Here is a 14,921-nt window from a genome sequence, read left to right as displayed (position 1 = left end):
ACTGTATAGAAGTGAGAATGTTGGCATGAGTAGCGAGATGTGGGTGAGAATCCCACAGGCCGTAAACCCAAGGTTTCCAGGGGAAGGTTCGTCCGCCCTGGGTTAGTCAGGACCTAAGCCGAGGCCGAAAGGCGTAGGTGATGGACAACAGGTTGATATTCCTGTACCACCAATAACCGTTTGAGAAATGGGATGACACAGTAGGATAAGCTAACCGCACTGTTGGTTATGTGCGGGCAAGTATTGAGGCAGTTCCGATAGGCAAATCCGTCGGAATAATGCTGGGGTACGATGCGGAGCGAAATTAAGTAGCGAAGTAGCTGATTTCACACTGTCGAGAAAAGTCTCTATCGAGGTTAAAGGTGCCTGTACCGCAAACCGACACAGGTGGGTGAGGAGAGTATCCTAAGGCCAGCGAGAGAACTGTTGTTAAGGAACTCGGCAAAATGACCCCGTAACTTAGGGAGAAGGGGTGCCTTCGAAAGAAGGCCGCAGAGAATAGGCCCAAGCGACTGTTTACCAAAAACATAGGTTTCTGCTAAGTCGCAAGACGATGTATAGGAGCTGACGCCTGCCCGGTGCTGGAAGGTTAAGGGGATCTGTTAGAGCAATCGAAGCAGTGAACTTAAGCCCCAGTAAACGGCGGCCGTAACTATAACGGTCCTAAGGTAGCGAAATTCCTTGTCGGGTAAGTTCCGACCCGCACGAAAGGCGTAACGATTTGGGCACTGTCTCAACAACAGACTCGGTGAAATTGTAATACCGGTGAAGATGCCGGTTACCTGCGACAGGACGGAAAGACCCCATGGAGCTTTACTGTAGCTTGACATTGAGTCTCGGTGCTACATGTACAGGATAGGTGGGAGACTATGAAGCATGGACGTCAGTCTGTGTGGAGTCATCCTTGGGATACCACCCTTGTAGTACTGGGATTCTAACCAGAGGCCATGAATCTGGTCTTGGGACACTGTCAGGTGGACAGTTTGACTGGGGCGGTCGCCTCCCAAAAAGTAACGGAGGCGCTCAAAGGTTCTCTCAGTACGGTCGGAAATCGTACGAAGAGTGTAAAGGCAAAAGAGAGCTTGATTGCAAGACATACAGGTCGAGCAAGGACGAAAGTCGGACTTAGTGATCCGGTGGTTCCGCATGGAAGGGCCATCGCTCAACGGATAAAAGCTACCCTGGGGATAACAGGCTGATCTCCCCCAAGAGTCCACATCGACGGGGAGGTTTGGCACCTCGATGTCGGCTCATCACATCCTGGGGCTGTAGTAGGTCCCAAGGGTTGGGCTGTTCGCCCATTAAAGTGGTACGCGAGCTGGGTTCAGAACGTCGTGAGACAGTTCGGTCCCTATCCGTCGCAGGCGTAGGAAATTTGAGGAGACCTGTCCTTAGTACGAGAGGACCGGGATGGACGTACCGCTGGTGTACCAGTTGTTCTGCCAAGGGCATGGCTGGGTAGCTAAGTACGGAAAGGATAAGCGCTGAAAGCATCTAAGCGCGAAGCCCACTTCAAGATAAGATTTCCCACCGCAAGGTTAAGATCCCAGGAAGACTACCTGGTTGATAGGTCAGAGGTGTAAGTGTAGTAATATATTTAGCTTACTGATACTAATAGATCGAGGACTTGACCAAATGAATTCATTCATTAAATGTTAGCAATTTTGAAAGTATTAAATAAATAAATATGCTGGTGTGGCTCAATGGCAGAGCAGCTGACTTGTAATCAGCAGGTTGTAGGTTCGACTCCTATCACCAGCTCCAAATAAAATTATGTGGTTATTATAGCAAGGAGGATACACCTGTTCCCATTCCGAACACAGAAGTTAAGCTCCTGAGCGCTGATGGTACTTGGTGGGCAACCGCCTGGGAGAGTAAGACGTAGCCACGTAATCTTTTTTTGTTTTCGAGAAATTAAACAATATAAAGGATAATATAAAATCTTTTTTTAAAAACCTAAATTGAATTTTCGAGCCTATTATAAATATAAATTATATTTAGTAAGGCTCATTTTTTTTACCGATTTTTACAAGATAAAGACTATGAAATAGAAAGAAGTACTTTTAGATTAGGGGATTTAATAAGTACAAAATAAATACAATTATAAATTTAATTTAATTTAATATAGACTAATATACTTGATTTGATAATAAACAAATAAAAATAGCGATTTTGTAAGAATACTTTATTATTTTGGGACATGTTACTTTTTTTTTATAATAATATGTTATAAAATAAAAACTATAGGTAAAGGTGTTGAGTAGGGAAAATCTGAAAATATGGAGGAAGAATATGAACATAGGAGTTGTAGGGGTAAATCATAATTTAGCTCCAATAAATGTTAGGGAAGCCGTATCATTTACTGATACGAAAAAAATTGAAGTTATAAATATACTGTTAGATAAAGAGATTGAGGAAGTAGTAATTATATCTACTTGTAATAGAAGTGAAATATATATAAACGCAGAAAATATAGATATAAAAATTAATGAATTATCAGATTTTTATGAGCAGTATTTTGGGGTAAAAGATATAAATAAATATTTATTTAAGAAAACAAATTTAGAAGCAATTCAGCATTTATTTGAAGTTACAGCAGGTTTAGACTCACTTGTTTTGGGGGAAGACCAAATTCTTGGACAAGTAAGAGATGCCCATGAATTTTGTATGAAATTGGGTGCAACAAAAAAAGTATTTAATAAATTATTCAGAGATGCGATAACAACATCTAAAGAAATAAAAACTATAACAAAAATATCACAACAACCACTTTCAATTAGTTATATAGGTGTAAAATTACTTAAGGAGAAAATAGGTTCTCTAGAAGGTAAAAATGCTTTAATTGTAGGATTAGGTAAGATGAATTTACTTACTTTAAACCACTTAGAAGAAGAAAAGATAAAAAATATATATGTAGCTAATAGAAATATTGAAAAAACAAAGGCAATACAAAGTAAATTTAAAAATATAATTCCGATAGAATATAGTGATAGACATAAAGTTATTGAGGAAAAATCCATAGATATTATCGTTAGTGCAACAGCATCACCTCATTTAGTTATAAGATATGATGAAATGCCAAAATTAGATAAGAAAATATATATTATGGATATTGCATTGCCTAGAGATATAGATACTAAATTAAATGAATTAGATTATGTAGAATTATACGATATTGATGATTTAAAAGAAATTCACGATCAAAATGATATAAAAAGAAATGAGTTAGCACAAAAAGCACAAGAAATTATAAGTGTAAAAATTGACGAATTTGTAGAATGGCTAGACTTGACTTTCATGGATCCTACAATACAATCATTAAATAGTAAATGTATTGAAATTAAGGAAGACACTTTAGATTGTATTTATAGAAAAATCGATTTAAACCAAAGGGAAAAGAAAATAATCGAAAAAATGTTAGGTTCAGCATTAAAAAGGGTAATAAGAGAACCTATCATGAATTTAAAACAAGTAAAAAATAAAGGTCAGAGAGAAGAATACATAAAAGTTATTGAGGATTTATTTGAAATATAAATTTATGGAGGATATAAAGTAATGAAGTATACTAAATCAGAGCAATTATTTAAAGAAGCAGAGAAATACATTCCTGGAGGGGTAAATAGTCCAGTTAGAGCATTTAAATCAGTAGGATTAGCGCCTATATTTGCAGATAAAGCACATGGTGATAGATTAATCGATGTTGATGGAAATGAATATATAGACTATATTTGTTCTTGGGGACCTCTTATGCTAGGACATAGTCCAGATTTTATGTCTGAAGGACTAGAAGAAATGGCTAAGAGAGGGACAAGTTATGGGGTAGCAACACCAATAGAAATAGATGTTGCTAAAATAATAGTTGATGCATATCCTGCCATAGATCAGGTGCGTATGGTAAACTCAGGTACTGAGGCTACAATGAGTGCTTTAAGAGTGGCTAGAGGATATACTAATAGAAATAAAATACTTAAATTTGAAGGATGTTATCATGGACATTCTGATGGATTATTAGTTCAATCAGGCTCTGGAACTTTAACTTTCGGTGTTCCAACAAGTCCAGGAGTACCTGCTGACGTAGTAAAAAATACATTAGTATGTAGATATAATGATATAGAAGATGTAAGAAGAGTGTTTGAAGAACAAGGTGATGATATAGCAGCAGTAATAGTTGAAACTGTATCAGGAAATATGGGGGTTGTTCCAGGAACCCAAGAATTTATACAAGGACTAAGAGATATATGTACAGAGTATAAAAGTGTTTTAATATTCGATGAAGTTATAACTGGTTTCAGACTTGCTTACAATAGTTCAATCGGATACTTTGGTGTTGAACCAGATATGGTTTGCTTTGGTAAGATAATTGGTGCAGGTATGCCAGTTGGAGCATATGGAGCGAAAAAAGAAATAATGGCATGTGTATCTCCAGTAGGACCTGTTTATCAAGCTGGTACATTATCAGGAAATCCTCTTGCAATGTTCTTAGGAAAGAAAAACCTTGAAACATTAAGAGACCATAAAGATATTTATTCTGAATTAGACAGAAAAGGTAAAATGCTACAAGAAGGAATACAAGAGAATCTTAAAAAATTAGGATTAGATTATACTGTAAATAGAGCAGGGTCATTAGTTTGTTTATTCTTTACATCAGGACCAGTTCAAAACTTTGATGATGCAACTAAATCAGATATAGATAAATTTAATCAATATTTCAAAGAAATGTTAGACAGAGGAATATTAATTGCTCCAAGTCAGTATGAAGCAATGTTCTTATCTTATGCTCATACAGATGAGGATATAGAATATACAATAAAATGCAACTATGAAGCATTAAAAGCATGCCATAATTTATAAATAAAATCTAACTTTTATTATAAAAATATAAAAATTGGCAAAAAAATACAAATTAAATTATAAAAATCTAACGAAATTAGTAGAAACTTTAGAAATTAGTTTATATAATTTATAATAGATATATTTTTAATAAAATTAAACCTAGCCTTTATGGCTAGGATTAATTTTATTTATTTTTTGACAATATCTAATTCAAAATCAGAGGGAGGCATACAATGAGTTTAATCGAGAGTATATGTAAAAATATTTACCCATTAGATACTCGTTTTATGGAACAAGCACAAGCTAGGCAAGATAGGTTAATAAAACCACAAGGAAGTTTAGGAAAATTAGAAGAGATAAGTATACAATTAGCTGGTATATACGGAAGCAAGTATTTTGATACTACAAAAAAGATAGTTTTATCTTTTGCATGTGATCATGGTGTATATGAAGAAGGAGTAGCTCCAAATAATCAAAATATAACACTTTTACAATCTATGAATTTTCCAAAGAAAATTAATGGTGTAGGAACAATCTCTAAATTTGTAGGTTCAGATGTTCAATTAGTAGATGTAGGGATTAACTGCGATGAGCCAATTGAAGGTGTAATCGATTGTAAAATAAGAAAAAGTACATCTAATATGGCAAAAGGTCCTGCAATGACAAGACAAGAAGCTATAAGAGCAATAGAAATTGGGATAGAGATGTCTGAAAAATACATACAAGAAGATTATAAAGTTATAGGTATAGGTGAGATGGGAATAGCAAATACAACACCATCTGCTGCAATAATATCTGTAATTGCAGGATGTGACCCACAAGAAGTAACAGGAATGGGTGCAGGTCTTAAAAAAGAACTATTAGCACATAAAGCACAAGTAATAAGAACTGCTATAGAAATAAACCAACCAAATCCAACAGATGGAATAGATATATTACAAAAAGTTGGTGGATTTGAAATAGGTTCTATGGCTGGTGTTATATTAGGATGTAGTGCAAATAGAGTACCAGTTGTTTTAGATGGATTTATATCTTATGCAGCAGCTTTAATAGCAGTAAATATAAACCCAAGATGTAAAGATTATATGATAGCATCACACTATTCAGCAGAACCAGGAGCTAAGAAAGCTTTAGAATTATTAGGATTAGATCCATTCTTAAAAATGGATATGAGATTAGGAGAAGGTAGTGGGGCTGCTTTAGCATTCAATATGATAGAAGCTGCAAACTATGTTTATAAAAATATGCTAACTTTCGATGAAGTTGATATGGGTATGTAATAAAACATTAAGGAGAAAACTATGAGCAAAGTTATTTTAGTTACAGGTGGTGCACGCTCTGGAAAAAGTGGATTTGCAGAATCACTATGTAAAAACCAAAATAATAGTACTGCTTATATTGCAACATCAGTCGCTTTTGATGATGAAATGAAAGAAAGAGTTAGAAAGCATCAAGCAAGTAGACCAAAAGAGTGGAAAACATACGAAATTTATAAAGATATTTATAAAATAATAAAAGATATAAGTGAAAAACATCAAACAGTTATACTAGATTGCATCACTTTATTAGTAAATAATTTAATGTTTACTGATGGAATAGACATAGATAATGCAAGCGAAGAAGAAATAAATGAGTTAGAAGCTTATATACAAGACCAAATTAAAAAATTGATGGAAGAAGTTAAAAAAACTGATTTATATTTCGTTATGGTTACAAATGAAATTGGACTAGGAGTAGTTCCAGGTTATAAATTAGGTAGAGTTTACTGTGATTTTGTAGGCAGAATAAATCAAATGCTAGGAAAACTAAGTGATGAAGTTTATTTTGTTGTATGCGGAATTCCTACAAAAATAAAGGGGTAGAGAGATATGAATAGATTTATTTCAATACTACAATTTATGACGAGAATTCCAATTAGGATAGAAACAGGATTTGATGAAGAATTCCATAAATCAATAGTATATTTTCCATTAGTAGGATTTGTAATCGGTATAATAACATATATTTTTGGTTGGCTTTCGTTGACAATATTTGATCCATTTATAAGTGCTATAGTTATAACTCTTATAGAAGTTTTAACAACAGGAGGCCTTCATATAGATGGATTAGGTGATACATTTGATGCAATATACAGTAATAGAGACAAAGAACGAATTTTAGAAATAATGAAAGATTCCAGATTAGGAACAAATTCACTTCTTGCAATAATGTTTTTAATACTACTAAAAATAGGATTTATCAATAGCTTAGTACAAAATAACTTGTTATGGCTAGTTATTTTTATGCCGGTTATAGGGCGAATTGGAGTTATGATAATGACTTACAAAACAGTAACTCCAAGAGCAAAAGGTATGGGTAATTTATTTATAGGAAAATGTACTATGGGAATGCTTATAACAGGTATAGTATATTCTTCTATATTAATTATATTATTTGGAAAATTTATTTTCTTACAACCTATTGCGACAATTATAAAAGTTTTAAGTTCTATTATATTTATAATAGTATTTGCATTATTGTTTAAAAAACATATATATAAAAAGATTGATGGTGTAACTGGAGATATACTAGGTTGCACGATAGAACTTGGAGAAGTATTTTTCTTAATATATACTTATATGCTAATTTCAGTAATTTAGCATTGTAAGGAGAAGAAAATGAAAAAATTAATTTTAGTACGTCATGTACTTACAGAAGATAATAAACTTGCGAAACTCTCTGGTCATATAGATAGTAAAGTAAGTGAAGAAGGAAAGATACAAATAGAAAAAATAACAGGCTTTTTAAGTGATGAAAAAATTGATAAGATATATACTACGACGTCAAGTAGAACTAAAGAGACTGCAAAATATTTAGCTAAAATAAATTCAATAGAAATACAACAGAGTAAGGATTTACAAGAAATTAACTTTGGAGATTTTGAAGGAAAAGACTTCAAAGAAATTCAAAAAGATTATCCTGATGAATTTAACAAAATGATAGAAGAAGGATATGAATATACATATCCAAATGGAGAAAGCTTGGTTGATTGTTTTGAAAGAGTATCAAAAGAAACACAATTTATTTTAGATGAGTCTGATGAAGATGAGACAATCTTAATATGTGCTCATGCAGGGACAATTAGAAATATTTTAACATATTTAATTTCAAATAGTTTTGAATACCATTGGAATTTTAAAATCGACAATGCATCTATAAGTATTGTTGAAATTGATAATGGATTTGCTGTTATTAATAAGTTAAATGAAACAAGTTTTTTAAAATAGAATATTAGATTAATTTTTCTCAGGGAAAAAGGTAAAAGCCTTTACAGCCCCCGCTACTGTGAAACGGATGAAACTATAGAAACCACTGTTTGAGAAAATGGGAAGGTGTAGGAGTAGGATGATGTTAAGTCAGGATACCTGGATTAATTAATTTATTAGAGTTAAAATCTCGGGGTGAAGATTTTTTTATAAATACAAAAAATCCTAATCTCGTTATTAGGATTTTTTTGTTAGTTTTCTAAATATATATACGATAAATATAGATTTATTTTAGTTAATATATAGCGCTACAAATAATAGAAGGGGAAGAGGCTATGAGTAAGAAAATAATGTTTCAAGGAACTGCATCCAATGTTGGGAAAAGTACAATAGTTACAGGTTTAGGTAGAATATTTAAACAAGATGGATATACTGTAATTCCTTTTAAATCTCAAAATATGGCCCTTAATTCATTTATAACAAAGGAAGGACTAGAGATGGGAAGGGCCCAAGTTTCACAAGCAGAAGCATGTGGATTAGAACCAATAGCAGATATGAACCCAATATTACTTAAACCATGTGGCAACAATAAAAGCCAAGTTATAGTAAGAGGAAAGGTAGTTGGAGATATGACTTCTCTACAATACCATGAATATAAGTTAGAGTTAATGGATGTATTGAGAGATATATTTAAAGAATTTGAAGAAAACTACAATATAGTTGTTATGGAAGGTGCAGGAAGTGCAGCAGAAATAAACTTAATGGAAAGAGATATTTCCAATATGGGAATGGCAAGAATAGCAGATGCACCAGTAATATTAGTTGGTGATATTGATAGAGGTGGCGTTTTTGCATCACTTGCTGGAACAATGCTTTTATTAAGCGAAGAAGATAGAAAGAGAGTAAAAGGGGTAATAATAAATAAATTTAGAGGTAGAAAAGAGCTTTTAGATTCCGGAGTAAAAATGTTAGAAGAAATAATAAATGTACCTGTATTAGGTGTTGTACCTTATTGTGATATAAAAATAGAAGATGAGGATAGTGTAACTACGAGATTTAAAAAGCAAATGGCGAGAAATGATATACATATAGAAATTGTTAGAACGCCACATATGTCTAATTTTACAGATTTTAATATATTTGAAACTCAAGAAGATGTAAGTATTAGATATGTAGATTATGGAGAATCTCTAGGAAATCCTGATATAGTAATTATTCCAGGTACTAAAAGTACAATAGATGATTTAATGTTTTTAAGAAATAATGGTCTTGAAGAACAAATAAAGGAATTACATAGAAGAGGAAAATTAGTTATAGGTATTTGTGGTGGATATCAAATGCTAGGTAAAAAATTAAGAGACCCATATCATGTCGAAAGTGATCTAGAGGAAGTTGAAGGGATAGGTCTTCTAGATACTGAAACAACTTTTGAACTAGAAAAGATAACAACTCAAGTTAAGGCAATAATAGATAAAGATTTAAGTGGATATTTAAATAATTTAGAAGGTAAAAAAGTTAAAGGATATGAAATACATATGGGCGTTACCAATAGAGGTAATGAAATAAAAAATCTATGCACAATTACACAAAAATTAGATGAAAAAGTTAATTACACAGAAGGAAGTGTAAACTCAGAGTGCAATGTTTTCGGAACATATCTTCATGGAATATTTGATGATATAGATTTTACTAGAACTATATTAAACAACATAAGAGAAATGAAAGGTCTAGATAAAATAGACAGTAAAGTTAAATCATTTAAAGAATTTAAGGATAAAGAATACGACAGATTAGCAGACTTCTTAAGAGAACATCTTGATATAGAAAAAATATATCAAATAATGCAAGAGCACGAAGAAAGTAAAGGACAATAGGTGGTAGAGATGAAGAAAATATTAATTGCAGGGACAAATAGTGGTGTCGGAAAGACAACTATTTCATTAGGTATAATGCAAGCACTTACAAAAAGAAAACTACAGGTACAACCATTTAAAGTTGGACCAGATTATATAGATCCTTCTTATCATACTTTTATAACAGGAAGATATTCTAGAAATTTAGATTCCTATATGCTTGAAGATGAAAAAATAAAGTATATAGTAAAAGAAGCATCTAAAGATGCTGATATAGCAGTAGTAGAAGGCGTAATGGGATTATATGATGGATATGGAATAGATTTAAATGATTGCACAAGTTCATATACATCAAAAATGTTAAAAGCACCAGTTATATTAGTCATAAATGCAAAAGCTATGGCCGCATCTTCTGCAGCTATGGTTTTAGGATATAAAATGCTAGATACTGATGTAAATATAAAAGGTGTTATAACTAATAATGTAAAAAGTGAAAGTCATTACAATACTTTAAAAAGTGCTATCGAAAAATACACAGGCATAGAAGTTTTAGGATATTTTCCACCAAATAAAGAATTTTCACTAGAGTCTAGACATTTAGGTCTTGTCCCAAGTGTAGAAATGGACTCTTTAAAGCAAAAATTTGATAACTTAGCAGATGAAATCGAAAAATATATAGATATTGATAGAATATTAGAAATATCAGAAACACAAGACATAGATAGCAATTTTGATTTAGATAAATTTATAAAAGAACATAAAGTAGAAAATAAATCTATAGCTATAGCATTTGATAAAGCATTTAATTTCTACTATAGAGAAAATATAGAATTATTAGAGAAGCTAGGATTAGAAATAAAATATTTTAGTCCGATGCATGATGAGAAAGTTCCAAAAGCTGATTATATTTATATAGGAGGAGGTTTCCCAGAAATATTCTCAAAAGAATTACATGACAATAAATCAATGAGAGAATCAATATTAGATGCTCATAAAAATAATATACCTATATATGCAGAATGTGGCGGTCTTATGTATTTAGGCGAAAAACTAGAAAATCAAAATAAAGAGTTGTTCGATATGGTCGGCATATTTAAAGGAACGAGCAAAATGACATCATCATTGAAACGATTTGGATATTGTAATGGTAAAGCAAAAGAAGATACTGTTTTAGCTAAAAAGGGACAAGTAATAAAAGGGCATGAGTTCCATCATTCAATATTTGATAGTGAGGAGCCTTGTGCATACGAAATGACAAAAGAAAGAAATGGAGTAGTCATAGATAGATGGGATGGAGGGTATAGTAGTGGAAATACCTTAGCAACTTATTTACATACTCATTTTTATAACAACTTAGATTGTATAGCAAACTTTTTAGAAAAAGGAAATAAATAAGATGAATATACTATCATTATATTTAGGATATATTACTGACTTGATTGTAGGTGACCCTTATTCATTTCCTCATCCAGTTAAATATATAGGAAAATTAATAAAGGTCGTAGAAAACTTTATAAGAAAAGTAGCAAAAAGTGATAAAGGATTAAAAATAGGTGGATTTTTTCTATGGTTTATAACTGTAGGAATAACTTTTTTAATAACTTACATAATTATTAAACTGGTAAGTTTTAACATGGTAATTTATGTTATAATTAATTCAGTTGTGATTTATACAACATTAGCTACAAAATGCTTAAAAGATGAAGCAAAAAAGATCTATGAAGTATTAAAGACAGGAAATATAGAAAAATCAAGGATTCAACTATCTTATATAGTAGGTAGAGATACTGAAAATTTAAGTGAAAAAGAAATAATAAGAGCAACAGTAGAGACAGTTGCAGAAAATACTGTTGATGGTTTAATTTCACCGTTAGTTTATGCTTTTATTGGTGCAGGATTAACTGTTGGTGGAATATCACTTGCAGCCCCACTTGCAATGACTTATAAAGCAATTAATACTTTAGATTCAACAGTAGGATATAAAAATGAAAAATATCTTCATATTGGTTTTGCTTCGGCAAAAATTGATGATATAGCTAATTATATTCCATCGAGAATATCAGTTATATTATTTACAATAGGAAACTTTTTCTTGAGAAATGATTATAAAAATTGTTTCAAAATAGCAATAAGAGATAGAAAAAATCATAAAAGCCCAAACTGTGCATTTTCAGAAGGTGCAGTTGCAGGTGCATTAGGAATCCAATTAGGTGGTACAAATGTTTATTTTGGAGAAACAGTATATAAGCCGACTATTGGAGATAAAACTAGAGAAATAGAAGTTCAAGATATAGCAAGAACAAACAAAATTTTATACGCAACTTCTTTAACTTCTATGCTAGTATTCACATTATTTTACGTGATAATATATTGTATTTTCATGTAATTAATGATTATAAGGAGGATACATATGAAGGATTTAGGCCATGGGGCTAATGTCAATAATATGGCTAAACAGTTTGGAAAAAACGAAGAAAATATAATTGATTTTAGTTCAAATGTAAATCCACATATAATTTCCAATCTAGGAAAATATGTTTTGGAAGGGTTAGAAAAAAGTAGAAGCTATCCAGATATAAACTATACAAATTTAAGAGAAAACATTTCTGATTATATAAATATAGATAGTAAAAATATAATTCCAGGTAATGGAGCAACAGAAATTATATATCTTCTTATGAAAAGTATAAAAAAGAGAATAGCAATATTAAACCCTACTTTTTCAGAGTATGGTAGAGGGGCTAAATTAAATGATTTAGAAGTAATAAACTTTCATTTAAAAGAGGAAGATAACTTTAGCATTGATTTAGATGAAATACAACAAAATATAGAAAAATTTGATAGTTTGTTTGTTTGTAATCCTAATAATCCAAATGGAAAAGTTAAAGATTTAAATAGATTATTAGATTTGATGATTGAAAATAATAAACTTTTAATTGTAGATGAAACTTTTATGGAATTTGTAGAAAATGAAGAACAATATAGCTTAGTAAATAGAGTAAAAGAAACAAAAAACCTATTTATATTAAAAGCAGTAACTAAATTCTTTGGGATGCCAGGACTTAGATTAGGATATGGCGTAACTAGCAATGAAGAAATAATAGAAACTATATATCACTACAAAGAACCTTGGACTATAAATTCTTTTGCTGAAAATTTATCTAATTATTTATTTAAAGATAAAGAATATATAAAAAACAGCAAAGATTATTATATAAGCGAAAGAAAGTTTATGTTAGAAGAATTGAGAAAAATATCTCGATTAAAAGTTTATGATACAGATACAAACTTCATTCTTATAAAATTAAGAGATTACGAAGCTAATTTATTAAAATTAGAGCTTTTTGAAAAATACAATATTCTTATAAGAGATGCCTCAAACTTTATTGGATTAGATAAAAATTATGTTAGAGTGGCAATAAAAAGTCACAAAGATAATAAAATCTTAATCGAATCATTAAACAAAATATTAGGATAATAATATGAAGTTTTATGGAGTATGTCCAGCATCTTGTGGAGAATTTGTACAAGGTATTTTAGACAATGAAGAATATTTATCATCATATGCAATTAATTTATTTTCAGTGGCAACTTTAGAAGAAAGCAAAGACATAATCAACAAAGGCCCTAGTAAATCAAGGCGAGCTATGGAGCTTGTCTTTGAAAAATTTAATATACCTATAGAAGATACAAAAAATATATCGCTCAATATAAAAAGTCAGATACCTATTGGAAAGGGAATGGCTAGTTCTACCGCTGATATTGGAGCTACAATAAAAGCTACATTATCTATGTTGAATAAAACCTTAACCGGAGAGGAAATCTCCAAATTAGCCGTAAAAATAGAAGCGACTGATTCTCTACTACTCAATCAACATAGTATATTTAATCCACTTACAGCAGATGTAAAAAAATATCTAGGTGGAATAAATGATACAAAGGTAGTTATATTAGAGCCTGATGATATTTTAAATACAAAACTAATTAGAACTATGCCAGATTACAAATCTTATAAGATGCAAAATAAAGAAATAATAAAAACATCTTTTGATTTATTAGATGAAGGTCTATTAAAAAACGATCTTAATTTAATTGGAAGAGCATGCACATATAGTGGTTTGGCAAATGAAAATATACACAAAAAACCATTTTTAAAAGAGATTATAGAAATTTCTGATAAATTTGGGTGTTATGGGGTAAATATTGCCCATAGCGGAACTGTTATTGGAGTTCTAATGTATAAAGAAATGGATGATAAAAGAATAATACAATATTTAAGAGATAGTGAAATATCTCGACACTATAAAAAAATATATACATCAGACATTATTGATGGACAATCCAGGGAGGAAGAAGAATGGAATATATTAAAGACCCAAAAATGATAGAAGTAAGAAGTTTTGAAATAATTCAAGGGATAATCGATGATATAAGACCAGGATATAAATTTAAAAATGAAATAGAAGAAAAAATTATAAAACGTTGCATACACACAAGTGCAGATTTTGAATACTTAGACATATTAAAAATATCAGAAACTGCTGTAGAAAATATAATAGATGCATTAAATAATAAATGCACAATATACACAGATACAAATATGGCTTTAAGTGGAATCAATAAAACTAGATTAAATGCACTAGGATGTGAGTATAAATGTTTAGTTGCAGATGAAAAAACAAGAGAGCTAGCAAAAGAAAAAGGTATAACTCGTTCTATGGCAGCAGTTGAATTAGCTATGCAAGATACAGGAAGAAAGATATTTGTTCTTGGAAATGCCCCAACAGCTTTATATAAAGTTATGGAAATGCAAAAATCAGGTTGTAATGTAGATGCAGTAGTAGGTGTACCAGTTGGATTTGTTGGTGCTGCTGAGTCAAAATATGAATTAGAACAAACAGAAATACCTCATATAGTGGCACAAGGTAGAAAAGGTGGTAGCAATATAGCTGCTGCGATAGTTAATGCAATACTATATGCAATGTAGGTA

12 protein-coding genes, 1 tRNA gene, 2 rRNA genes and 1 riboswitch are annotated in these 14,921 nt (G+C 31.2%); all 15 genes read left to right on the top strand.

Features of this window, described 5'->3' with window-relative positions; all coding sequences use genetic code 11:
* Positions 1-1,635: ribosomal RNA gene (locus I4U58_RS02185) — 23S ribosomal RNA — on the top strand; the annotation flags it as partial.
* Between the two features lie 54 nt (positions 1,636-1,689).
* Positions 1,690-1,764 (top strand) — tRNA-Thr (locus tag I4U58_RS02180).
* Between the two features lie 10 nt (positions 1,765-1,774).
* Positions 1,775-1,891: ribosomal RNA gene (rrf, locus tag I4U58_RS02175) — 5S ribosomal RNA — on the top strand.
* 401 nt (positions 1,892-2,292) lie between these two features.
* Complete coding sequence (hemA, locus tag I4U58_RS02170) at positions 2,293-3,534, top strand: glutamyl-tRNA reductase (RefSeq protein ID WP_195929404.1); 1,242 nt, start codon at positions 2,293-2,295, stop codon at positions 3,532-3,534.
* Positions 3,535-3,555: 21 nt separating this feature from the next.
* Positions 3,556-4,851 (top strand): glutamate-1-semialdehyde 2,1-aminomutase, encoded by a 1,296-nt coding sequence (hemL, locus tag I4U58_RS02165; RefSeq protein ID WP_195929403.1) that lies wholly within the window; start codon positions 3,556-3,558, stop codon positions 4,849-4,851.
* Positions 4,852-5,066: 215 nt separating this feature from the next.
* A complete protein-coding gene (cobT, locus tag I4U58_RS02160) occupies positions 5,067-6,113 on the top strand; it encodes a nicotinate-nucleotide--dimethylbenzimidazole phosphoribosyltransferase (protein WP_195929402.1) in 1,047 nt (348 codons plus the stop codon).
* Between the two features lie 21 nt (positions 6,114-6,134).
* Positions 6,135-6,695 carry a bifunctional adenosylcobinamide kinase/adenosylcobinamide-phosphate guanylyltransferase gene (gene cobU, locus I4U58_RS02155; protein WP_195929401.1) on the top strand — a complete coding sequence of 187 codons (561 nt, stop codon included), beginning with the start codon at positions 6,135-6,137 and terminating at the stop codon, positions 6,693-6,695.
* A 6-nt stretch (positions 6,696-6,701) separates the two neighbouring features.
* Complete coding sequence (cobS, locus tag I4U58_RS02150) at positions 6,702-7,472, top strand: adenosylcobinamide-GDP ribazoletransferase (RefSeq protein WP_195929400.1); 771 nt, start codon at positions 6,702-6,704, stop codon at positions 7,470-7,472.
* 18 nt (positions 7,473-7,490) lie between these two features.
* Entirely contained in the window at positions 7,491-8,099 is a 609-nt protein-coding gene (locus tag I4U58_RS02145; RefSeq protein WP_195929399.1) for a histidine phosphatase family protein, read from the top strand.
* A riboswitch (cobalamin riboswitch) is annotated at positions 8,095-8,260 on the top strand. It overlaps the preceding gene by 5 nt.
* Before the next feature lie 153 nt (positions 8,261-8,413).
* Positions 8,414-9,952 carry a cobyric acid synthase gene (locus I4U58_RS02140; protein WP_195929398.1) on the top strand — a complete coding sequence of 513 codons (1,539 nt, stop codon included), beginning with the start codon at positions 8,414-8,416 and terminating at the stop codon, positions 9,950-9,952.
* 9 nt (positions 9,953-9,961) lie between these two features.
* Positions 9,962-11,326: a cobyrinate a,c-diamide synthase gene (locus tag I4U58_RS02135; RefSeq protein WP_195929397.1), complete on the top strand. Its 1,365-nt coding sequence runs from the start codon at positions 9,962-9,964 to the stop codon at positions 11,324-11,326.
* Between the two features lies 1 nt (position 11,327).
* Positions 11,328-12,317, top strand: coding sequence for an adenosylcobinamide-phosphate synthase CbiB (gene cbiB, locus I4U58_RS02130; RefSeq protein WP_195929396.1), 990 nt, complete (start codon positions 11,328-11,330; stop codon positions 12,315-12,317).
* Between the two features lie 24 nt (positions 12,318-12,341).
* Entirely contained in the window at positions 12,342-13,409 is a 1,068-nt protein-coding gene (locus I4U58_RS02125) for a threonine-phosphate decarboxylase (RefSeq protein ID WP_195929395.1), read from the top strand.
* 4 nt (positions 13,410-13,413) lie between these two features.
* On the top strand, positions 13,414-14,316 hold the full coding sequence (locus I4U58_RS02120) for a serine/threonine protein kinase (protein ID WP_195929394.1): 903 nt from the start codon (positions 13,414-13,416) through the stop codon (positions 14,314-14,316).
* A complete protein-coding gene (locus I4U58_RS02115) occupies positions 14,289-14,918 on the top strand; it encodes a cobalt-precorrin-8 methylmutase (RefSeq protein ID WP_195929393.1) in 630 nt (209 codons plus the stop codon). Before I4U58_RS02120 ends, I4U58_RS02115 begins: the two co-directional genes overlap by 28 nt.
* Positions 14,919-14,921 lie beyond the last annotated feature (3 nt).

This window comes from Clostridium sp. 1001270J_160509_D11 (genome assembly GCF_015667935.1).
Taxonomy (GTDB): Bacteria; Bacillota; Clostridia; order Peptostreptococcales; family Peptostreptococcaceae; genus Intestinibacter.
The sequence above is the reverse complement of the archived record's forward strand: the minus strand, read 5'-3'. Positions and strand labels throughout refer to the sequence as shown.